The sequence below is a fragment of the Cellulomonas fulva genome (assembly GCF_018531375.1).
In the GTDB taxonomy this organism is placed as follows: domain Bacteria; phylum Actinomycetota; class Actinomycetes; order Actinomycetales; family Cellulomonadaceae; genus Cellulomonas; species Cellulomonas fulva.
Genome location: NZ_JAHBOH010000001.1, coordinates 2,243,621 through 2,264,282 on the forward strand (window position 1 = coordinate 2,243,621; position 20,662 = coordinate 2,264,282).

The 20,662-nt window shown below is 76.9% G+C and carries 14 protein-coding genes; 11 read left to right on the forward strand and 3 right to left on the reverse strand.

The window, feature by feature from the left end; all coding sequences use genetic code 11:
* From KIN34_RS17375 to KIN34_RS17385, 4 genes are all read left to right on the forward strand, one after another.
* Nucleotides 1–1,647 carry a glycosyltransferase family 2 protein gene (locus KIN34_RS17375; protein ID WP_214349886.1) on the forward strand — a complete coding sequence of 549 codons (1,647 nt, stop codon included), beginning with the start codon at nucleotides 1–3 and terminating at the stop codon, nucleotides 1,645–1,647.
* A 167-nt stretch (nucleotides 1,648–1,814) separates the two neighbouring features.
* Nucleotides 1,815–3,827, forward strand: a complete 2,013-nt coding sequence (locus KIN34_RS17380) for a glycosyltransferase family 4 protein (protein ID WP_214349889.1) — start codon at nucleotides 1,815–1,817, stop codon at nucleotides 3,825–3,827.
* 110 nt (nucleotides 3,828–3,937) lie between these two features.
* Entirely contained in the window at nucleotides 3,938–6,682 is a 2,745-nt protein-coding gene (locus KIN34_RS10010; RefSeq protein ID WP_214349892.1) for a glycosyltransferase, read from the forward strand.
* A 63-nt stretch (nucleotides 6,683–6,745) separates the two neighbouring features.
* Nucleotides 6,746–8,584, forward strand: coding sequence for a SpoIID/LytB domain-containing protein (locus KIN34_RS17385; protein WP_214349895.1), 1,839 nt, complete (start codon nucleotides 6,746–6,748; stop codon nucleotides 8,582–8,584).
* Between the two features lie 31 nt (nucleotides 8,585–8,615).
* On the opposite strand, the gene KIN34_RS10020 is transcribed toward KIN34_RS17385, so the two are convergent.
* Entirely contained in the window at nucleotides 8,616–10,559 is a 1,944-nt protein-coding gene (locus KIN34_RS10020) for an N-acetylmuramoyl-L-alanine amidase (RefSeq protein ID WP_214349898.1), read from the reverse strand.
* A 117-nt stretch (nucleotides 10,560–10,676) separates the two neighbouring features.
* Nucleotides 10,677–11,567: a TIGR03089 family protein gene (locus KIN34_RS10025; protein ID WP_237689080.1), complete on the reverse strand. Its 891-nt coding sequence runs from the start codon at nucleotides 11,565–11,567 to the stop codon at nucleotides 10,677–10,679.
* Between the two features lie 513 nt (nucleotides 11,568–12,080).
* Here KIN34_RS10025 and KIN34_RS10030 point away from each other — a divergent pair.
* The 3 genes from KIN34_RS10030 to KIN34_RS10040 all read left to right on the forward strand — a co-directional run bounded on the left by KIN34_RS10030 (nucleotide 12,081) and on the right by KIN34_RS10040 (nucleotide 17,659).
* Nucleotides 12,081–12,296 carry a WhiB family transcriptional regulator gene (locus tag KIN34_RS10030; RefSeq protein ID WP_214352013.1) on the forward strand — a complete coding sequence of 72 codons (216 nt, stop codon included), beginning with the start codon at nucleotides 12,081–12,083 and terminating at the stop codon, nucleotides 12,294–12,296.
* 99 nt (nucleotides 12,297–12,395) lie between these two features.
* Nucleotides 12,396–16,094, forward strand: a complete 3,699-nt coding sequence (locus KIN34_RS10035; protein ID WP_214349901.1) for a glycosyltransferase family 2 protein — start codon at nucleotides 12,396–12,398, stop codon at nucleotides 16,092–16,094.
* Nucleotides 16,091–17,659 (forward strand): DUF5719 family protein, encoded by a 1,569-nt coding sequence (locus tag KIN34_RS10040; RefSeq protein ID WP_214349904.1) that lies wholly within the window; start codon nucleotides 16,091–16,093, stop codon nucleotides 17,657–17,659. Before KIN34_RS10035 ends, KIN34_RS10040 begins: the two co-directional genes overlap by 4 nt.
* Nucleotides 17,660–17,684: 25 nt before the next feature.
* Here KIN34_RS10040 and KIN34_RS10045 read toward each other — a convergent pair whose 3' ends face one another.
* Complete coding sequence (locus KIN34_RS10045; protein WP_214349906.1) at nucleotides 17,685–18,056, reverse strand: metallopeptidase family protein; 372 nt, start codon at nucleotides 18,054–18,056, stop codon at nucleotides 17,685–17,687.
* A gap of 144 nt (nucleotides 18,057–18,200) precedes the next feature.
* On the opposite strand from KIN34_RS10045, the gene KIN34_RS10050 reads away from it, so the two are divergent.
* Genes KIN34_RS10050 through KIN34_RS10065 form a run of 4 tightly spaced genes read left to right on the forward strand, consistent with a single transcriptional unit; the run spans nucleotide 18,201 to nucleotide 20,616 of the window.
* Nucleotides 18,201–18,605 carry a DUF3499 domain-containing protein gene (locus KIN34_RS10050; protein ID WP_214349909.1) on the forward strand — a complete coding sequence of 135 codons (405 nt, stop codon included), beginning with the start codon at nucleotides 18,201–18,203 and terminating at the stop codon, nucleotides 18,603–18,605.
* Nucleotides 18,605–18,877 carry a hypothetical protein gene (locus KIN34_RS10055; RefSeq protein WP_214349912.1) on the forward strand — a complete coding sequence of 91 codons (273 nt, stop codon included), beginning with the start codon at nucleotides 18,605–18,607 and terminating at the stop codon, nucleotides 18,875–18,877. The genes KIN34_RS10050 and KIN34_RS10055 overlap by 1 nt, the downstream gene beginning before the upstream one ends.
* 51 nt (nucleotides 18,878–18,928) lie before the next feature.
* Complete coding sequence (locus KIN34_RS10060; RefSeq protein WP_214349915.1) at nucleotides 18,929–20,395, forward strand: phosphomannomutase/phosphoglucomutase; 1,467 nt, start codon at nucleotides 18,929–18,931, stop codon at nucleotides 20,393–20,395.
* On the forward strand, nucleotides 20,392–20,616 hold the full coding sequence (locus KIN34_RS10065; RefSeq protein ID WP_214349918.1) for a Trm112 family protein: 225 nt from the start codon (nucleotides 20,392–20,394) through the stop codon (nucleotides 20,614–20,616). The genes KIN34_RS10060 and KIN34_RS10065 overlap by 4 nt, the downstream gene beginning before the upstream one ends.
* Nucleotides 20,617–20,662: the final 46 nt, after the last annotated feature.

The following is a 20,662-nucleotide window of genomic DNA, read 5'->3' on the forward strand; positions in this document are numbered from 1 at the left end:
GTGGTCAACGAACGTCTGCGCGGGCTGGCCTCGCGCCTGCGGCCCGCACCCGCCCCGGGCTCGGTGAGCCCCGCCGCCGCGCCGTCCGCTCGGCCCGACCGGCCCACTGCCGCGGCGGCCGACGCCCCGGCCGACGTCCGCCCCGGCCCGGCCCTGCCCGGGCTGCGGACGTGGGTGGTCGCGAGCGACCGCACCGCGGCCGGCCTGGCCGCGCAGTGGGACCAGGCGCGCGCGACCGACGCCGCGCCCGCCGGAGAGCCGCCCGCGCTGCTCCTCGTCGAGGTCGTCGACGGCCGCCCCGCGGGGTGGACGGCCGACGGCGCCGCGCTCGGGGCCCTCGTGGAGCGCGCGCTCGCGGCGGGCGCGCCCCTGGTGGTGTGGTCGACCTCGGGCGGCCCCGGCGACGTCGCCTGGCTCGAGCGGGCGGCGGCCGTGCTCGTCGCCGACGAGCGCCAGTGCGGCGCGTGGGCGCCGCGCGAGGTCGCGGTGCTGCCCGTCGCCGGCTCGTGGGTGGCGCGCGACGGCGAGCCGCGCGGCGACCGCGCGCTCGTCGTGGGCGGTGCCGCGGGACGCAAGGACCTGGCACCGGTGACGGTCGACGCGGCGCAGGCCGCGACGCTGGACGTCGGCGGACTCGCCCGGTACGCCGCGCTCGTCGTCGACGGCCGGGTCCGCGGTGCGGCCGAGACCGTCCTGGACGCGGCACGGGCGGGCACCACGCCCTACGTCCTCGGCGCGGTCCCGGCCGGGCTGCCGGACGCCGTCGCCCGGCTCGTCGTGCTGGTCGAGGGCGACGTGCGCGACGCGCGCCACTCGGTGCGCGCGCGGGCCGCCCAGCCCGAGCTGCGGGACCGGGACGCGGTGCTGCTGCGCCGCGCGAGCGCACGCGAGGGGTTCGACGAGCGGGCCCAGCAGCTCGCCCACGCGGCCGGGCTCGAGGCGTCGCGGCGGGGCCGGAGCGTCTCCGCCGTGGTCCCGACGAACCGGCCCGACCAGCTCGACCACGTGCTCGACCAGCTGGCGACGCAGCGCGACGTCGACCTCGAGCTCGTGCTGGTGCTGCACGGCATCACCGGTCAGGGCGACCGCCTGTCCGGCCGCGCGCGCGAGCTCGGGCTGCGGCTCGAGGTCGTGGAGGCGCCCGTCGAGGCGACGCTGGGCCGGTGCATGAACCTCGGCGTCGACCGCGCGAGCGGGGACCTGGTCGCGAAGATGGACGACGACAACCACTACGGGCCGCACTACCTCACCGACCTCGCGGACGCGCTGCGGTCCAGCGGCGCGGGCCTCGCGGGCAAGTGGGCGCACTACGTCTGGCTGCGCTCGACGGGCGCCGTCGTGCTGCGCTACCCGGACCACGAGAACCGCTTCGGCACGCGGGTCCAGGGCGGCTCGATGCTGTTCGAGGGCGACGTCGTGCGGGAGCTGCGGTTCGGCGACCACCTGCCGCGCGCCGTGGACACCGACATCCTCGACCGCTCGGCGGCGGCCGGCGTCCCGATCTTCTCGGCGGACCGGTTCGGGTACGTCAGCGTCCGCGGCACGGACCGCATGGGGCACACCTGGACCGTCTCCGACGAGACGTTCCTCACCGCAGCGGGCAGGCTGGAGTTCTTCGGCGACCCGCGCACGCACGTGGACGTCTGAGCGGAGCCCTGCTCCCGCGCAGGCCCACCCGGGCACCGGCCCGTCGCACCACCCGCCTCACCACGCTCGTCGCACCACCACGCTCGTCGCACCACCACGCTCGTCGCACGACCACGCTCGTCGCACCACCAGTCGCCTCACCACCCGACGCAGGAGCAGGAACACCCGTGGCACTCACCCAGCAGGCCCAGCTGACCGTCCGACGCGTCCTGGCGCGCGTCCCCGCCGGGCTGGGGCCCACCCGCCTGCAGGACGCGGTCGACCGGGTGCACACGGGCCGGGTGCGCGCGCAGCTGCGCGCCGGGCGCGTCCCGGACGTCAGCGGGCTCGGCCCGCGGCTGGCGCTGGTGCGCCAGCTCGCCGCCGCGGACCGGCGCGACGAGGCCCTGGCGGCGCTCGACGTGCTGCTCGCCGAGCCGGCGCCCGCGCTCCGGTCGCAGCGCGAGCGCGTGGCCGAGGTCCTGGCCGAGCTCGGCGACCTCGAGCGCACCCGGGCCTACGCGGGCCGGCAGCGGCCGTCCCGCCGCGCCGAGCTGGACCGCACCGCCCTCATGCTCGCGGCGGTCGCGGAGTGGCCGCAGGACCCGGCCGAGCAGCAGGCGATGCTCGCCGGCCTGCGCGAGGGGAGCGACGCCCCGCTGGTGCTGACCCGCGTGCTCGTCGCGGTCGAGCGCCCCGACCTCCTCGGGATCGAGCTGGCCGCGCTCGCCGACCGCTCCGACCTGCAGTGGCCGAGCGCGCGGACGCTCGCGCACACCGCGTCGGTGCAGATGACGGAGGGCAACCTCGCCGCGGCCGAGGGCCTCGCGCGGCTCGCCGCCCGGGCGGGCGCGACGGGCGAGAAGATCGCGCGCGTGCGCGTCGAGGCCGCGGACCGGCTCGCGTACCTGGCCGAGCCGTGGCAGGCACCGGCGCGCGCCACGACGAGCGTCGAGAGCCGGCCGGACGCGCTGCTCGCGGTGCTGTCGCAGTCGCTGCCGATCCGCTCCGGGGGCTACGCGACCCGCTCGCACGGCATCCTCACGGGCCTCGCCGCCCAGGGCTGGCACGTCGAGGCCCTCACCCGCCTGGGCTTCCCCTACGACCGCTGGTCCGCGTCGGACGACCGCAGCGTCCCCACCGTCGACGTCGTCGACGGCATCCCGTACCACCGCGCGCTCGACGCCCGTCGGCGCTACCCGCAGCACCCGCTCGCGGTGTACACGGAGCAGCAGGCCGGTCACGTCACGCAGGCGATCGAGCGGCATCGGCCCGCGCTCGTGCAGGCGTCGTCGTTCTACTCCGCGGGAGCGGGCGCGGCCGTCGCGGCGCGGCGGGCGGGCCTGCCGTTCGTCTACGAGATGCGTGGCCTCGGCGACCTCATGGTCACCGCGAACCGCCCGCAGGTGAAGGGGACCCAGGGCTGGCGGTTCCTTGCCGAGATGGAGACCCAGGTGTGCCTCGCGGCGGACGGCGTGCTCACGCTGACCGGCGCCCTGCGCGACGAGATGATCCGGCGCGGCGTGCCGGCCGAGCGGATCGGTGTGCTGCCCAACGGCGTGCACGCCGACCAGTTCGCCCCGCTCGAGCGCGACGAGGAGCTGGCGTCCGAGCTCGGGGTGCAGGGCAAGGTCGTGCTCGGCTACGCGGGCTCGCTCGTCGAGTACGAGGGGCTCGACCTGCTGCTGGGCGCGCTGACCCGGATGCGGCACCGGGCGGACGTCGCGCTCGTCGTCGTCGGCGACGGCCCCGCGGAGAATGCGCTGCGGGCGCTCTCCTCGAGCCTCGGGCTCGACGACCAGGTCCGGTTCGTCGGACGCGTCGCGCACACCCAGGTGCCGCGCTACCTGTCCCTGACGGACATCGCGCCGTTCCCGCGGCTGCCGCTCGACGTCTGCCGCCTGATCTCGCCGATGAAGCCGTTCGAGTCGATGGCGATGGGGCGCGCGGTCGTGTCCTCGGACGTCGAGGCGCTGGCGGAGATCGTCGACGACGGCCGCACCGGCCGCACGTTCGCCGCGGGCGACGCGGGCGCGCTGGCCGACGTGCTGGACGAGCTCGTCGACGACGCCGCGCAGCGGGACCGGCTGGGTGCGGCGGCGCGCGAGTGGGTGCGTCAGGACCGCGACTGGTCGGTGCTCGCCGCCGGGGCGGACCGCTTCTACCGTTCGGTGCTGTCCGGCGGACCCGTCGCGGGCTGACCCGCCGCCCGGTGAACGTCACAGCCGTGGGGGACCTCCGGAGGGCCGGAGCCACCACGGTGTCCACTATCGTCGGTGCGCCCGCGTGCACGTCCCAGGAGGAAACCACCATGGCCACGTCCCGGCCGCGCTCGTCCAGCCGCCGCGTCGTCCGTGCGGTCACCGCCCGGCTGCCCTTCGAGGTGCGCCGCCGGCGTCCGGAGCCCGTCGCGCCGCCGGCGCCGCCCGAGCCGGTGGTCGACCGGAACGCCGAGCGGCTCGAGGCGACGCGCGCCGAGCTGCGCCAGCTCGTGCACGCCTACCGCGGCCTCGTCGCGGCGACGGCCGGGGCACGGTCGGCGGACCTCGGGCCGGTGCCCCTCGCGGCGCCGGACCTCGCGACCCGGACGCTCAACCGCCGCGCCGTGCAGGCGCTGCACCGCGACGCGGAGCTGGTGCGGTCGATCGAGCGCGGCGCGACCTTCGAGGACGCCGCCGTGGCGCACGTGCGAGCCCTGCTGCGCCGGCCCGAGGCCGAGCACGCGCAGGTGCGCGCGTTCGCGCACGCCCTGCAACAGCGGGAGTCCACGGCGGCCGTCGGCCGGCTGTGCGAAGCCGTCGTCGCCACCGCGAAGCACCTCGAGGAGCTCGCCGCGGCGCGGTTCGCCGAGGTCCCCGAGGACCTGTGGCGCACCCACGCCCTGGTCGAGTACGTCACTGTCGCGGGACGGACGCGGGACGAGGCGATGATCGACCGTGCCGTTGTCGCGGCTCGGCACGACGACGCGCCGGCCGCCGGCGTGCTGCACGTCGCCGAGATCTGCCTGGCGACCGGTCGCACCGAGGTCGCGCGCGAGCTCCTCGCGGCGGCGCAGGCCGCGGCGGACGGCGACGAGGAGATCGCCCGGCGCGTGCGCTGGCTGCAGCCGTGGCTCGAGCCGGTGGTCGAGCCCGAGCCGTCGCCCGAGGGCGTCGTGGCGCTCGGCGTCATCGACTACAAGCAGCCGGACCTCAAGAACACGTCGAGCAACCTCGGCGACTACGTCCAGACCGCGGCGGCCTTCGGGCACTGGCTGCGGCACCGCGACCTGACGATCACGGGCGACGAGCCCGAGCTCGTCGACGCGGTGACCCAGATGCACGGCCGGGTCCGCGAGGACCTGCGCCTCGACACCGCCGAGCGCACCGTCCGCCTGGTGCGCATCGACCGCGACGCCTCGCACCACAACCCGGTGCCGGCCGCGACGTGGACGATCGCGTTCGGCTGGTACATGCACGGCCAGTTCGGCACGGGCTACGACTTCCCGTTCCACGAGAACGTCCGGCCGATCTTCGTGTCCTTCCACTGCAACCGGCGCGACATGCTCACGCCGGAGGCCGTCGAGTACCTCAAGGCGAACGCGCCCGTGGGGTGCCGGGACTGGAACACGGTCTACCTGCTCCTGAGCCTGGGTGTCCCGGCCTTCTTCTCGGGGTGCCTGACGACGACCATCGACGCGTACTACGAGCCGCTCGCGCCCCGCGCCGCGGACGCGCCCGAGCGCCCGCCCGTCTGGGTCGACGTCGAGGCGCCCGCGGGCGGCGAGTACATCACGCAGGCGAGCGACGACGTCCGGTGGACGGCCGCCGGTCCGAACCTGCTCGACGCGCTCGCGCTGCTCGAGCGGTACCGGTCGGAGTTCGGCACGGTCGTGACGTCGCGGCTGCACTGCTTCCTGCCCGCGTGGGCCATCGGGGCGGACGTCGACTTCCAGCCGCACAACCGCGCCGACGTCCGGTTCGCGGGGCTGCTCGACGCCGACGAGGACGGGCGCCGCGCGATCCAGCAGCGGATCCGCCGCCTGCTCGAGGCCGTCACGACCCGCATCCTCGCGGGTGAGGACGAGGCCACGGTCCGTGCGGCCTGGGCGGAGCTGTGCGAGCCCGAGGTCGCCGAGGCGCGCCGCCGCCTGGCCGAGCCGGGGGAGGCGCCCGCGCTGTCCTTCGACCTCGCCGCGGCCTGCGCGACCGTCCGTGCCGAGGCGCACGACGTGCCGGCGCGGGAGCCGCGGGCCGGCGACGAGCTCGACATCGCGCTGGCGCTGGACGGGAACCTCAAGGAGGAGCTCGCGGTCGTGGTGACCGGGCTCGTCGAGAACACCGACGCCGCGCTGCACCTCTGGGTGCTGTGCCGGGACCACGACCAGGAGGACTTCGACCGCGTGGCGGCGCAGTTCCCCGAGGTGCACGTCACCTGGCTGCCGTGCGACCACGTGGACTACGGGCCGGTGCTCGGCATGCTGCGGCACATCACCGTCGCCACGATGGACCGCCTGCTGCTGCCGGACCTGCTGCCGGAGCTGACCCGGATCACGTACGTCGACATCGACACGCTGCCGTGCGGCGACGTGCGCGAGCTCGCCGGGTGGGACCTCGGCGGGGCGCCCCTGGCGGCCCGCAGCGCGGAGGCCCGCAGCGCGGCGTCCGGGTTCGGCAACCTGCACGGCACCGCGCGGCGGCTGCGGACGTCCCCCACGGCGGCGAACGAGCTCCTGCGGCTGGCGTACCAGCGGCACGCGTTCGACTTCGTGGCCTTCAACGCGGGCATCCTGGTGCTGGACCTCGAGCGCATGCGTGCCGACCGGTTCGGCGAGGAGATGCTGCCGTGGGTCGAGCGGTTCGGCATGAACGACCAGGAGCTGCTGAACGTGTACGCCGGGGCCGACCGGGCGGTGCTGCCGGAGGCGTGGAACGCGCTGCCGACGCAGGAGGTCGTCACGGACCCGCGCCTCATCCACTGGGCGGGGTGGCTCAAGCCCTGGCGCACCGAGTACGTGGCGCTGCAGGAGCGCTGGCTCGCGGCGCGCGACCGCGCGCGTGCCCGCCTGGCGAGCTAGCGAGCGGGTGAAGACGACGACGGGCGCTCGGGGCGACGAGTCACATCTGTCACACTGACGCCCATGCGTCACAGGATCGGTGCCCTGATCGCGTTCGTCGGGCTCGCGGCGGTGCTCCTCGTGGCACCACCCGCGGCTGCGGCGACGCCCACCTCGGCGCTGGTCGCGTCCGCGGTCGCGGCGACGACGTCCGGGAGTGCGGTGCCGGTCGCCGTGAGCTGGGTGCACCAGGGCGCTCCCGTGACCGGGCGCGTGAACCTGCAGCGCCGGTCCGGCTCGACGTGGGTGCACGTGCGGCAGGTCGCCGTGACCGACGGCGTCGCGCGCACGTCCGTGGCGCCGACGTCGACCACGTCCTACCGCCTGCGCGCGAGCTCCGCGACGGAGCCGCCCGGCACCCCGACGACCGGCACGGCGGGGACCAGCGCGACCGTCACGGTGCAGGTGGTCGGGCAGCCGCTCCGGGCCGGCGCGCCGCACCTGAGCCAGTCCACCGTGCAGCTCGACGACGGCACCGCACGGCTCGCGGCGACGTGGACGTACGCGGGCCGGGCCGTCACGGGCACGGCGAACCTGCAGCGCAACGACGGCGCCGGCTGGGTCCACGTCAAGCGCGTCACGATCACGAAGGGCGCGGCGTCGATCACGACGAGCGTGCCCGGCGCGGCGCTGCTGCGGCTGCGCGCCGTGTCCGCGGACGTGCCCGGTCTCGTCGTGACCAGCCCCTACGGGCTCAGCGAGGAGCTGAGGTTCGTACCCGGGGCCGTGCGGATCCCGTCGTCGTTCAGTGTCGTCGGCGCCGGCTACGGGCACGGGGTCGGGATGTCGCAGTACGGCGCGTACGGCATGGCGCTCGACGGCGCGGGGCCGACCACGATCCTGCAGCACTACTACTCGGGTTCCCAGCTGGCGAGCACGCCCACGGACCAGCTCGTGCGGGTCCAGGTGCGGACGGGGACGACGAGCACGTCGTTCACCTCGTCGTCCGGCAAGTCCCGCGTGCGCCTGAACGGGGCGATCGCGACCGAGGCCCAGGCGGGCACCCCGATCACCGTCGCGGCCTCGTCGGGCCGGCTCAAGGTGACCGTGGGCTCCCGGACGTGGACCACGGCGTCGGCGAACGGCGGCGTGCACGTCGAGTGGCAGAGCACGCGGTACTGGGCGGGCTCCGGCGACGTCACGGTCAAGGTGGCCGGCGCGGACGCGAACGCGTACCGCTGGGGGCGCATGGAGATCAAGAACCTCGGCGGGTACGTCAACGCGGTCGACGTCGTCCAGCTCGGCGACGAGTACCTGTACGGGCTCGCGGAGGTGCCCTCGTCGTGGCCCATGAACGCGCTGCGCGCGCAGGTGGTGGCGGCGCGGTCCTACGCGTGGGCCGACCTCGGCTCGGTGAGCAGCTCGTGCGACTGCCACCTGTACGACGACACGCGCTCGCAGGTGTTCCGCGGCTGGGACAAGGTCGCCGAGCCGTACTACGGCGCCCGGTGGAAGGCCGCGGTCGACGCGACCATCGGGGCGGCCGGCGCGCGCGTCCTGACCGCCAACGGCAGCCGGGTCAAGGCGTACTTCTTCTCGTCGTCCGGCGGCCGTACCGAGAACAGCGAGGACGTCTGGAGCGCCGCGCTGTCGTACACGCGCAGCGTCGACGACCACTGGAGCTCCGACCCGGCGGTCAACCCGAACTGGCGCTGGTCGGCGAGCGTCAGCCAGTCCACCATGCGCTCGGTGTTCGGCCTGCCGGACGTCGCGCAGGTGAGCGTCACCTCCCGCACCGCGGGCGGCTCCGCCGACGTGGTCCGCGCGACCTCGTCGAGCGGCGCCACCCGCAGCCTCGGCGGTCAGACCTTCCGCAGCGTGCTCGGGCTCAAGGGCGCCTGGATCTCCTCGATCACCGGCTGACCGTGCCCGTTCGCGCTCCGGCCGCGCGCCGTCACGCGAACGGCGCCGACGCCCGCGGGTAGACGGTCACCGAGTAGGTGTTCGAGGTGCCCCGCGGGTGCGCCAGCGGCACGTCCCGCGGCCAGGTCGCGCTCGACGCGCGGAGCCGGTAGCCGTGGGACCCGCCTGGCGTGAGCGTCGTCGTCGCGCGACCGTCGACGACCGCGAGCTGGCGCACGTGCACCCACGACGAGCCCGAGCGGCGCTGCAGGTTGACGCGTCCGTCGACGAGCCCGCCCGGGGCACGCCAGACGATCGCGAGCTCGACGCGGTCGCCGACGCGTGCCACGGCGGCGCCGTCGAGCCGGAGCGACGGCGTGCCGGTCGTCGCGCGGACGCTCGTGCTCAGCGTGTTGCTGGTGCCGGGCGACCCGTCGAGCGCGACGTTGACCGGCCGTGTGCTCGAGGAGGCCCGCAACCGGTACGCCGTGCTGCGGGTCGGCGTGACGTCCGCCGTCGCGAGGCCACCGGTGACCGTGAGCTGACGGACGTGCACCCACGACGAGCCCGACCGGCGCTGGAGGTTGACCTTCCCGTCGACCGGGATGCCGCCGCGCACCCACTGCGCGGTCAGCGTCGTCGGCCGGCCGGCCACGGCGGTCGACGGGCCGTCCAGCGTGAGCCGGGCCGGGACCGCGGCGAGCCGGCGCGCCGCACCCGACCGGATGGTGCCCAGGCGGTCGTACAGCATCTGCCCCGGGCACGCCGTGGCCTTCGTGTCGCGGTGACCGGCGATGGTCCGTTGGTCGCGCGAGCCGGGGTACGTGTAGTGCGACGTGCCCTGGGCGTCCCAGACGCCCGAGAGGCCGAGCTTCCACGCGAAGAGCGCCGAGTACGCGTCGAGGACCTTCGAGGACGGGACCACGCTCGTGAAGTCGCCGATCGCGGACATGGCGAACGACGACGAGTTGTAGCTCTTGGTGTGCGCCCCGACGACCGGCCGGCCGACCCCGCCGTACGCGCCCTCCCAGATGCGACCGAACCGGTCGACCAGGAAGTTGTACCCGATGTCGTCCCAGCCACGGCTGACCACGTGGTAGCGGTAGATGGACCGGATGATCGCGGGGACCTCGGCGGCCGAGTAGCTGTTCGACCCGGCGGTGTGGTGCACGAACCCGCCCTTGATCTCGCCGTACCAGACGTCCTCGCCGTAGTTGCCCCGCATCGACTCCTGCGCGCCCCACGCGGCGCGGGACAGGATCGCGGGCCGCTGCGGGACCAGCCGCTGCGGCTGGCTCGCGGCCGTCGTCGCGCCGCTCGTCGTCGCCGCACCCACCGTGGGGCCGGCCGCCTGCGCGTCGGTGACGTACGCGGAGGTCGGCTCGGTGCCGCCGGCGGCGGCGTCCGGGGCCGCTATGCCGGGGTCGACGGTCTCGAGGCGCAGGCCCCGGGGGAGCGGGCCGTCGCCGTGCACCCGGACCTGGACCGCGTCCGCGGCGGCGGTGACGTACGGCTCGGTGCCGGCGCGCCCCGGCCGCTCGTCGGACGGCTGGCCGGATCGGGCCCGCTTCTCGGCGGACCTCGCGCCCGCGACCGCGTCCGGGGCGTGGTCGTCCTCGGCCGCGAGCGTCGCCCACGGCGACCAGCCCGAGGCGGTCCGCACCCGGATGCGGACGTCGAGGTCGGCCGCCGCGCCCGCGTCCCACGTCACGGCCGCGAGGTAGAAGCGCGAGCCCGACGCCGTACGCGTCGCGACGCGCGGGTCGCCCGCGGACGCCGCCAGCGCGAGCGTGCGGGTGCTCCCGGGGCGGCTGTCGGCCGTGGCGGCGGGCACGACCGCAGGTGCCACGGCGCGGGCGTCGGTCGCGACGGTGGCCCCCGCGGGCGCGGGGAGCACCGCCACGGCGAGCGCCAGCGGGAGCGCGGCGGCCGCCACGCGGCGCAGGGAGGTCGCGCGTCGGCGCGCGGGAGCGGTCGTCAGGTGGGTGGAGCGCATGTGTGCCGCCTTCGTTGCCCAGGGCAGGTCGCGCCCAGTCTCACCGCGCGCGGCCCGCTCGTCGACGACATGGCACGGCGTGTACCGGACCCGCGGCGTCGGGTCGCGTGCCGGCGCTCAGGTGACGGGACCGGGCAGCCGACCGGGAAGCCCGGTGCTCGCGGTGATCCGCTCGGAGGCCACGAGGCGGTCGAGCGCGGCCCCGTCACGGCCGAGCTCGTCGGCGCGCCCGGCGCTGAGCAGGACCAGCGAGCCGTCGGCGGCGAGCGTGCCGAGGACACGGCGCAGCCACACCGCGGCACCGTCCGGTGCGAGGAGGAGGCGGTCGGACGGCAGCCCGGCCCACCACGACCCGAGCGCGCCGTGCTGCACGTGCGGCACGTGCGGCACGTGCTGCGCGCCGGACCCGGGGTCCGCGTCGAGGTCGGCGCCGACGAGTGGGCCGACGAGCGCCGCGCTCGCGGGGTCGGCGGGTGCCACCCAGCCGAGCGCGTCCCCGTAGGTCATGACGGACGCGGCCGCGTCGAGCGCGTGCGCCGGCAGCGGCCCGGCGGCGCGCCGCGCGAGCGCGGGGAGGGTGACGACGACGAGCTGGGCCCCCGCCGGCACGGTGGCGTCGTCGGGCGCGGCGGTCACGACGACGTCGGCGTCGGTGGACGGGCCGAGCGCGAGCGTCGCGCCCGCGCGCAGGGCGGCGAGCGTCCACGGCACGGTCCGCCAGTGCGCCGGCAGGTCGAGGGCCACGACGGTGCCCGGCCCCGCGTCCAGCTCCTCGACGAGCAGGTTCGTGGTCTTGTTCACCCAGTTCTCGAGCACCGCCCCGGACAGCTCGACGCGCTCGCCCTCGTCCCCGTACCACGTGACGCGCGGGCGACCCGGCTCGCGCAGCAGCGCCCGCAGGAGGGCCGCCACGTCGGCGGGCGCCGGGCGGACGGGGGTCTGGGCGTGCGTCCTGTCGTCGCGCCGCCCGGAGGCGGGGTCGGGGGTCGGGGTGGTGTCGGGTGCCATGCCACGACCCTAGGGTGGCGACGACGGACCGCGACGGGCTGCGGCGGGCCAGAGCCCGCGCGACGGCCTCGCGGCGCCCCGTCGAGGCGCCGCGCCGTCCTCACCGCGACCTGTTCGGTGAAGTTCACCCGACAAATCGGGACAACTACCACGCCTCCGCTTGACGGTCCGGAACGACACGCGTGTAATTCATGGTGTCCGAATCCTTTCCGAGCGTCACCAGCCGCGCGGGACCGAGACGGGACCGACGCGGGAACCCCGCCGGGGACACCGCACCCGAGCCGAGCCCCGCCCGCCCGTCTCGACCGAGCATCACCTGCACCGACCGGAGGCACCATGTGGCACCTGCTCGACGATGACGGGACCACCTCCGAGCGCTCTGCGTTCCCTGGTGCGGCCGGGCCCACGCCCCTGCCGCTGACCCGTGACTTCCCCTCCGACGCGCACACGCCCGTCGCCGCGCCGAGCTCCAACGTGCTGTCGCTGTTCGGGTCGCCCGACGACGACGGCCCGATGGGCTGGCAGGAGCGCGCGCTGTGCGCCCAGACCGACCCCGAGGCGTTCTTCCCCGAGAAGGGCGGCTCGACGCGCGAGGCCAAGAAGGTCTGCTCCGGCTGCGACGTGCGCGGCGAGTGCCTGGAGTACGCGCTCGCCAACGACGAGCGGTTCGGCATCTGGGGCGGCCTGTCCGAGCGGGAGCGCCGCAAGCTGAAGCGCCGGGTCGTCTGACCCGGTGCTGCTCGGAGCGCCTGCCGGCGTGCGGCCGCGCGCCGGCAGGCGAGTGTCGCTCCCGACGGGCTGCGCCGACCCGTGCATCATGGCCCGAGCATGACTGAGACCCGCCTGCCCGTGGACCCGTCACCGACGACGTCGGTGACCGCGGTCGTCGTCACCCAGGGCAGCACGCCCTACCTCGGGACGTCGCTCGCGGCGCTCGCGGGCCAGGTCCGTCGCCCGCCGCGCGTGCTCGTCGTCGACGTGAGCGCCGGGGACGAGGACGGCCCGGGCGCGCACGACGCGCTGCGGCTCGAGGTCGAGCGCGCCTTCGCGGCGGTGCCGGGCCCGCAGCCGCGGGTCGACGTGGTGCGCGCGCCGGGCGCCCGGACCTTCGGCGCGGCCGTCCGCGACGCGCTGGGCGCGGACCAGGGTCCGACGACGGGCTGGCTGTGGCTGCTGCACGACGACACCGCCCCCGCGCCCTCGGCGCTCGCGGAGCTGGTGCGCGCGGTCGGCCGGGCGCCCTCGGTCGTGGTCGCCGGCGTGAAGCAGCGCACCTGGACGGATCCCGAGCGCCTGCTCGAGGTCGGCCTGCGCACCTCACGCTCCGGGCGGCGGATGACCGACGTCGAGCCGGGGGAGCTGGACCAGGGCCAGCACGACGCCCGGGACGACGTGCTCGGCGTCGGCCTCGCCGGCGCGCTGGTGCGCCGCGACGTCTGGGACGAGCTCGGCGGGCCCGATCCCGCGCTCGGACCGTTCGGCGACGGCCTCGACCTGTCCCGCCGGGCGCGGCTGGCCGGCCACCGCGTCGTGGTCGTGCCCGCGGCCGTCGTGCGGCACGCGCAGGCGGGCTACCTGGGCCTGCGGGGCGTCGCGCTGCCGCCGGTGGACGCCGACGGCGACGGCGAGGACGACCACGGCGACCCCGCGCGCTCGTTCCGCGCCCGGCGCCGTGCGGTGACGCACCAGCGCCTCGCGACCGCGGCGCTGCCCCTGCTGCCGGTCGTCGTGCTGCTGGTCCTCGCGAGCTCCGTGGTGCGCGCGCTCGTGCAGGTCTCGGCCAAGCAGCCCGGGCTCGCCGTTGACGAGCTGCGCGGTCCGCTGCGCGCGCTGCTCAGCGTGGGCGCCGTGACCGCCGCGCGGCGCCGGGCGGCACGCACGCGGCGGCTGCCCCGGCGTGCGCTGTGGCCGCTCCAGGCCGGCTGGCGAGACGTGTGGCGCCAGGCGCGCGACCGGCGCCTCGCGCGCGCCGAGGCCCGCCGCGTCGTGCGCGCGCCGTCCGAGCTCGAGCTCAGCGAGCTCGCCGCCCTCGCCACCCGCCGCCGCGCCGGCCTCGCCGCGCTCGTCGTCGCCCTGCTCGCGCTCGTCGTGCTCGCCGCGGGCTCGCTGGTGTCCGCGGTCGCGGGCGGCGCGCGGCTGGTGGGCGGGGCGCTCCTGCCGCTCGCCGGCGACCTGGGCGACCTCTGGGACGCGGCGATGTCCTGGTGGGTGTCCGGCGGGCTCGGGGCGCCGGGCCCCTCCGACGCGCTGCTGCAGGTCATGACCGTCCCCTCGGTGCTCCTCGGCGGGCCCGACCGCGCGGCCGGGCTCGTCGTGCTCGGGTCGGTGCTCCTCGCCGGGGTGTCCGCCTGGTTCGCGGCCGGTGCCGCGACGCGGTCGGTGGTCCTGCGCGCGTGGGCCGGCGTGGTCTGGGCGTTCGCTCCCGCGCTGCTCCTCGGCGTCGGCCAGGGTCGCCTCGGTCCGGTGCTCGCGCACGTGCTGCTGCCGTGGGTCGCGCTCGGGATGGCGCGGGCCGTCGGCGTGCACCGCGTCGACCGCGTCGTGTCCGGCGTGCTCACCGCGCAGCGCTCGCCCGAGCAGGAGCAGCTGCGGTCCGTCGTCGAGCCCGCGAGCGACGGACCCGTCGCCTCGACCACCGAGCACGTGCCCGACGAGCACCCGACCCCTGAGCACCCGACAGCTGAGCACGGGGACGAGGAGCCCGCCGGCGACGGCGCGCCCCACGACCCCACGGGCGCGCTGCCGCCCGACGAGGCCGACGACCCGGATGCCGTGCGCGAGGTCGTCGAGACGGTCGAGGAGGACGACGAGGCGGCGCGCTGGGTCGGCGCCCCGCTCCCGACCGGCTCGGTCACGGCCGCCGCCGCCGCGGCGCTCGCCCTCGCGGCCACGGTCGCCGCCGCCCCCGCGCTCCTGGTGCCCGCTGTTGTCGCGACCCTGGTGGCGGCGCTGTGCGCACCGCGCCACCGGCGTCGGCTGGTCGCGGCGCTGCTGCCGGCGCTGCTGGTGAGCGCGCCCCTGCTCGTGGCGGCCGTGGGCCGCGGGGTGTCCGGGCTGCGCCTGCTCGTCGCGGACCCCGGCCTCACGCTCGCGACCGAGCCGGCGGGCGCGCTCGAACGGCTGCTCGGCACGCCCTCCGACGCGGCCGCCCTCGTGCCCGAGTCCGTGCCGGACGCGGTGACCCGCGCCTGGCCGTACGCGCTCGTCGCGGTCGTGCTCGGCATCGCGGTGCTCGCGCTCCTGCGTGGCCCGGGCGCGCGCGCGGTCCGGCTCGGCTGGGTCGTCGCCGCGACGGGTCTGGCCGCCGCCACCGGGACCGCGCTGCTGCCGGTCGGCGTCCAGGACGGCGAGGTGGCGTACGGGTGGACCGGAACCGCGCTCTCGCTCACGCTGCTGGGCCTGCTCACCGCGGCTCTGCTCGGCGCCGACGGCGTGCGCCGCCGCCTCGCGGCCTCGTCGTTCGGCTGGCGGCAGCTCGTCGTGGGGACCGTCACGGTCGTGGCCGTCGGCGTCCCTGCGCTGTGGGCGGTCGGCTGGGCGGTGCAGGCGCACGACGGGCCGGCACTCGCGCTGTCGACCGCCGAGGGCGCCGTCGTGCCCGCGGTCGGCCGTCAGTCGCAGGAGTCGCCCGACGCGTCGCGGGTCCTGGCGCTCGCGGTCGAGCGTGCCGCGTCGCCCGACGGGTCGGCCGGCGACCTCGTCGTCTCCTGGCAGCTCCTGCGCGCGGACGGCGCCCAGCTGGTCGACGACGCGGCCGCGGTCGGCACGCTCCGGCTCGCGGACGGCGCGCCCGGCGAGCCCGCGCAGGTCGCGTCCGACGACCCGGCGACGCAGGAGGTCGCCGCCCTCGTGGCCCGGATCTCGCAGGGCGCGACCGGCGACGTCGCCGGCCCGCTCGCGGCGCTCGCGGTGTCCGACGTGCTCGTGCCATCCATCGGCGCCACGACCGGCACCACGACCGGCACCACGACCGGCACCGGCACCGGAACCGGTGTCGCCGCCGGCGGGGACCCCGGCGACGCCGCCACCGACCGCGCCGCGTCGCGTCGCGCCCGCGACGCGCTGGTCGCCGAGCTGGACGCGACCGCGGGCCTGGAGCGGGTCACGCAGAACAGCTCGGGGGTGCTCTGGCGCGTCGCCGCGGCCGGGGAGACGGCTCCCGTCGTCGTGCGGTCCTGGGCCCGCACGGTCGCGCAGGGCGACGACCTCGCCGACCCGGCGACGCCGGCCGAGCCCGTCCCCGCCCGCGGTCGCTGGGTCGACACCCGCGTCGGCGCCGGCACGTCCTCGCGGCTGCTCGTCCTGGCGGAGCGGACCGACCCGTACTGGCGCGCGACCCTCGACGGGCGTTCGCTGCGTGCCGTCGACAACGGCTGGCGGCAGACGTTCGACCTCGGCGCCGAGGGCGGTCACCTCGTCGTGGTCCACGACCCGCCGCTGCGCCGGCCGCTGCAGGCGGCCCAGGTGCTGGTCCTGGCGCTGACGTTCCTGCTCGCGCTGCCGGTCCGACGACGGAGGGGACGATGAGCGCCAACGTGGCCCGGTTCACGCGCGCGGCGTCGGGGGTGGCCGTGCTCGCGCTCGCGGCGGCGGTCGTCGTCGGCAGCACGGGGACGACGCCCCCCGACGCGGCGGCCTCCGACGTCCCCGGCGGCGGCACGCTCGTGCAGGTCCCGCCCTCGCCGACGCGCCTGGTCTGCCCGGGCCCCCTGGTGCTGCCCGAGGACGACGGCGGCGACGACGACTTCGACCCGGTCCCCGTGGACCCGGTCACCTCCGTCGTCGTCGCAGCGACGTCGAGCGGCGGTGCCGAGGTCACGACGCTCGACGGCACCGACGAGCAGGCGACGCTGGGCACCGGCACGGACGCCGCGACGGTCGCGCCCGCGGACGACCCGCTCGTCGTGCTGGCCCGGCCGACCGACGAGCGCGCCGCCGTCGCCGCCGCGGGCGGCTCGGTCGTCAGCCGCGGGGACCTGCGCGGACTCGCCGCGGCGTCGTGCCAGGTCGCGACCACCGACGCGTGGCTCGTCGGGGGATCCACGGAGCTCGGCGCCACCGCGCTGCTGGTCCTGCAGAACCCCGGCACCACGCCGGCGGTGGTGCACCTCGACGTCTTCGGCCCGACCGGCCAGGTCGACCTCGACACCGAGCAGTACCTGGTCGCACCGGGCAGCGAGCGGGTCGTCGTGCTCGGCGGGCTCGCCCCCGAGCAGCGCCGCATCGCCGTGCACGTGACGGCGACGGGCGGCCGGGTCGCCGCGCACGTGCAGGACTCGACGCTCGAGGGCTTCACGCCGACGGGCACCGAGCTCGTGGTGCCGGGCGCGCCCGCCGCGCGGCGGCAGGTGCTGCCGGCGGTCTCGCTGCCGGCGACGGAGGTCGACGGCGCGGACGCGGGCGTGCTGCGCCTGCTCGCGCCGGGCGGGGGAGCGGCGACCGCACGCGTGCGCCTGCTCGGCCCGGACGGCGTCCAGGACCTGCCGGGCGCCGAGGCGCTCGAGCTCCCGCCCGGGACCGTGACGGACGTGCCGCTCGGCGGGCTGCCCGCCGGCGCCTACACGTTCGTCGTGGACGCGGACCGTCCCGTCGTCGCGGGCGCCATGCTCCTGCGCGAGGGCGACCCCACCGAGCAGGACCCGACGGTCCCGACGAGCGAGCGCGGCTGGATCGCGTCCGTCGCGACGTCCGGCGGCATGGTGGCCGTGCCCGACGGCGCGGCCGGCTCGCTGATCCTCGGCGCGGTCGCGGCGCAGGACGACCTCGCCGCGGACGCCGAGGCCCGCGTGGGCGCGACGCTCCGGCTGGTCGGGACGGACGGCTCGACGGTCGCCCGCACGCACGTGGAGGTCCGGACGGGGCGCACCGACCGGTGGACGGTCGCCGACCTCGCGCCCGCGGGCGCCGTCGTCGCGGGCGTCCAGGTGGTGCCCGACGACGCGGACGGGGCGGGCGGCACCTGGCTCGCGACGGGGCTGGTCGCGGGCGTCCCGCAGAGCGACGGCACGCTGCTCTCCGTCCTGGTCCCGGCCCAGCAGCCCGACGTCGCGGACGGCGTGGTGGTGCGCCAGGACCCGCGTCTGGGGTCCTGACGGCGACCCGACGACCCCGGGCGCGTCAGCGGCCGGGCTCGTCGCCGTAGGTCGGGTCGATCTCCTGCGGGTCGCGGCCGAGCATGTGGGCGACCTGCTCCACGACGACGTCGCGCACCAGGTCGGCGAGGTCGGTGGCGTCGGCCGCCCGCGACTCCACGGGCCGGCGGTAGACGACGATGCGCGGCGGGAGCCCCGCGTCCGCGGGGAAGTACCGCCCGAGCGGCACGCCCCCGTGCTCCCAGGGGGCCGGGTTCGACGGCGGCACGTCCTCGACCGCGAACTCGGTGCCCTCGATCTGCCGGCCCCAGTGGCGCTCGAGGTGCTCGACCGCGTCGAGCACCAGGTCGTCGAACCGCTGCGCGCGCGTGCGGAACGCGGGCATCGTCGTCGGCATGAGGGGACCGCGCGGGCCGCGGCCCCGACGGTCGCGGCGACGCACCGGCTGGACGGGTCCCGACGAGCTCACACGCGCACTCTACGGCGGCGGACGGCGCGCCAGGGGCGACGCCCGGGGGCCGACGGGGGTAGGTTGCGGCGCGTGAGATCCGTTCGGCAGTGCTCGCGCACGGCGTGCGTCCGCGCCGCGGTCGCGACGTTGACCTACGTCTACGCCGACTCGACCGCCGTGCTCGGACCTCTCGCGCAGCACGCCGAGCCGCACTCGTACGACCTGTGCGTCGAGCACGCCGAGCGTCTGACCGCGCCCCGCGGCTGGGAGGTCGTGCGCCTGCTCCCGGAGTTCGAGCAGCTCGCCCCGAGCCGCGACGACCTGCTGGCGCTCGCCGACGCGGTGCGCGAGGCGGGCCGCCCGCCCGCCGCCAGCTCGGCGGGCTCGGCGGCCGTCGCGGTCGCCGAGCCCGCCGAGCTGGCGGAGGCGCCGCGTCGTGGTCACCTGCGCGTGCTGCGCGGGTCGGGCTCCGACGGACCGGGCGAGCAGGGCTGATGGCACGGCGCAGGGGGGAGTCGGCCCGCGGGAGGGCCGCGGCGCAGCAGGTGCCGCTCGGCTCGATCAGCCAGCCGGCCGGTCCGCTCCCCGCGGGGACGGCGGCGTGCGTGCGGTGCGGCGAGACGCAGCTGACCCGGATCCGGATGGCGCTCCCGGACGGCCGGCCCGCGACGTTCGTGTCCTGCGCGTCGTGCGAGCACACCGCGTGGTTCGCGCTCGACGGCGACGGCACGCCGCTGAGCCGGCGCGAGGTCACCGGCCAGGACTGACGCCGACGCGGGACCGCAGGGCGGTGGCCGGCCCGCCGCTAGGATGCAGCGGTGACCCCCGAACGAGTCGACCTGTCCGCGTTCATCAAGGCGTACGACGTCCGGGGCCTGGTCCCCAGCGAGCTGAACGCCGCCGTCACGCGCGCGATCGGTGCGGCCTTCGCCGACGTCGTCGTCCTGCCCGAGACTCCGGCGGGCGCCCGCCCCACGGTCGTCGTGGCGCACGACATGCGCCCGTCCGGACCCGACCTGGTCGCCGGGTTCGCGGCCGGGCTGACGAGCCGCGGGGTGGACGTCGTGCGGATCGGGCTGGCCTCGACCGACGGCCTGTACTTCGCGTCCGGGCTGCTCGGCGTCCCCGGCGCGATGTTCACGGCGAGCCACAACCCGGCCGAGTACAACGGCATCAAGCTGTGCCGGGCCGGTGCGCGCCCGGTCGGGCAGGACTCCGGCCTGACGGCGGTCCGGGACCTCGCCGGCGACCTGCTGGCGGCGGGCGAGCCCGGGCCGGAGGTGGCGGGGGACGAGCGGGGCACCGTCACCGACCGCGACATGCTGGGCGAGTACGCCGCGTTCCTGCGCTCGCTCGTCGACCTCTCGCGGGTCCGGCCGCTCAAGGTCGTGGTCGACGCGGGCAACGGCATGGGCGGGTACACGGTCCCCGCGGTCCTCGGGACGGGCGCCGGGCTCCCGGCGCTGCCGCTCGACGTGGTGCCGCTCTACTTCGAGCTCGACGGCACGTTCCCGAACCACGAGGCGAACCCGCTCGAGCCGGAGAACCTGCGCGACCTGCAGCGCGCGGTGGTGGAGCACGGCGCGGACCTGGGCCTGGCGTTCGACGGCGACGCGGACCGCTGCTTCGTCGTCGACGAGAACGGCGACCCCGTCTCCCCGTCCGCCATCACCGCCCTCGTCGGGCTGCGTGAGGTCGCCCGCGAGACGGCCGCCGGTCGCCCGTCGACCGTGATCCACAACCTCATCACGTCGCGCGTGGTGCCGGACCTGCTCACGGCGGCCGGCGCCACGACCGTGCGCACGCGCGTCGGCCACTCGTTCATCAAGGGGCAGATGGCCGAGCACGACGCGGTGTTCGGCGGCGAGCACAGCGCGCACTACTACTTCCGCGACTTCTTCTTCGCCGACACCGGCATGCTCGCGGCGATGCACGTGCTGGCCGCGCTCGGCGAGCAGGCGCACCCGCTGTCCGCGCTCGCGGACCAGTACCAGCCGTACGTCTCGTCGGGCGAGATCAACTCGCGCGTCGCGTCGGTGGCGCAGGCGCGCGAGCGCGTGGTCGACGCCTACGTGACGCGCCAGGGCGCCGGTCCGGTCGAGGTCGACGAGCTCGACGGGCTGACCGTCTCGCACTGGGACGCCCAGCCGCAGTGGTGGTTCAACCTGCGCGCCTCGAACACCGAACCGCTGCTGCGGCTCAACGTCGAGGCGGCCGACGAGGACATCATGGTCAAGGTGCGCGACGACGTGCTCGCGCTCGTCCGGCAGGAGGCCGACGCATGACGCAGGACCCCGCGACCACCCCGGCGGGCGGCGCTCCCTTCACGTTCGAGCCGTGGGCGCGCGCGCTCCTGCGCTGCCCCGTCACGGGAGCCGAGCTCGTGGACCGCACCGACGCCGACGGCTCGGTGTGGCTGGTGTCGACCGACCTCGGGCGCCCGCTGCGCTACCCCGTCCGGGACGGCATCCCCGTGCTGCTCGAGGCGGAGGCCCAGCCGGCCTGAGCGTCCGGCCCACGGCCGGGTCGGCCGGTGTCGCGGCACGCCGTTA

Bases quoted from the DNA above. Each gene is read 5' to 3' on its own strand.
- KIN34_RS10010 (WP_214349892.1), top strand. From the start codon at position 3,938: ATGGCCACGTCCCGGCCGCGCTCGTCCAGCCGCCGCGTCGTCCGTGCG.
- KIN34_RS17385 (WP_214349895.1), top strand. From the start codon at position 6,746: ATGCGTCACAGGATCGGTGCCCTGATCGCGTTCGTCGGGCTCGCGGCG.
- KIN34_RS10020 (WP_214349898.1), bottom strand. From the start codon at position 10,559: ATGCGCTCCACCCACCTGACGACCGCTCCCGCGCGCCGACGCGCGACC.
- KIN34_RS10025 (WP_237689080.1), bottom strand. From the start codon at position 11,567: ATGGCACCCGACACCACCCCGACCCCCGACCCCGCCTCCGGGCGGCGC.
- KIN34_RS10030 (WP_214352013.1), top strand. From the start codon at position 12,081: ATGGGCTGGCAGGAGCGCGCGCTGTGCGCCCAGACCGACCCCGAGGCG.
- KIN34_RS10035 (WP_214349901.1), top strand. From the start codon at position 12,396: ATGACTGAGACCCGCCTGCCCGTGGACCCGTCACCGACGACGTCGGTG.
- KIN34_RS10040 (WP_214349904.1), top strand. From the start codon at position 16,091: ATGAGCGCCAACGTGGCCCGGTTCACGCGCGCGGCGTCGGGGGTGGCC.
- KIN34_RS10045 (WP_214349906.1), bottom strand. From the start codon at position 18,056: ATGCCGACGACGATGCCCGCGTTCCGCACGCGCGCGCAGCGGTTCGAC.
- KIN34_RS10055 (WP_214349912.1), top strand. From the start codon at position 18,605: ATGGCACGGCGCAGGGGGGAGTCGGCCCGCGGGAGGGCCGCGGCGCAG.
- KIN34_RS10065 (WP_214349918.1), top strand. From the start codon at position 20,392: ATGACGCAGGACCCCGCGACCACCCCGGCGGGCGGCGCTCCCTTCACG.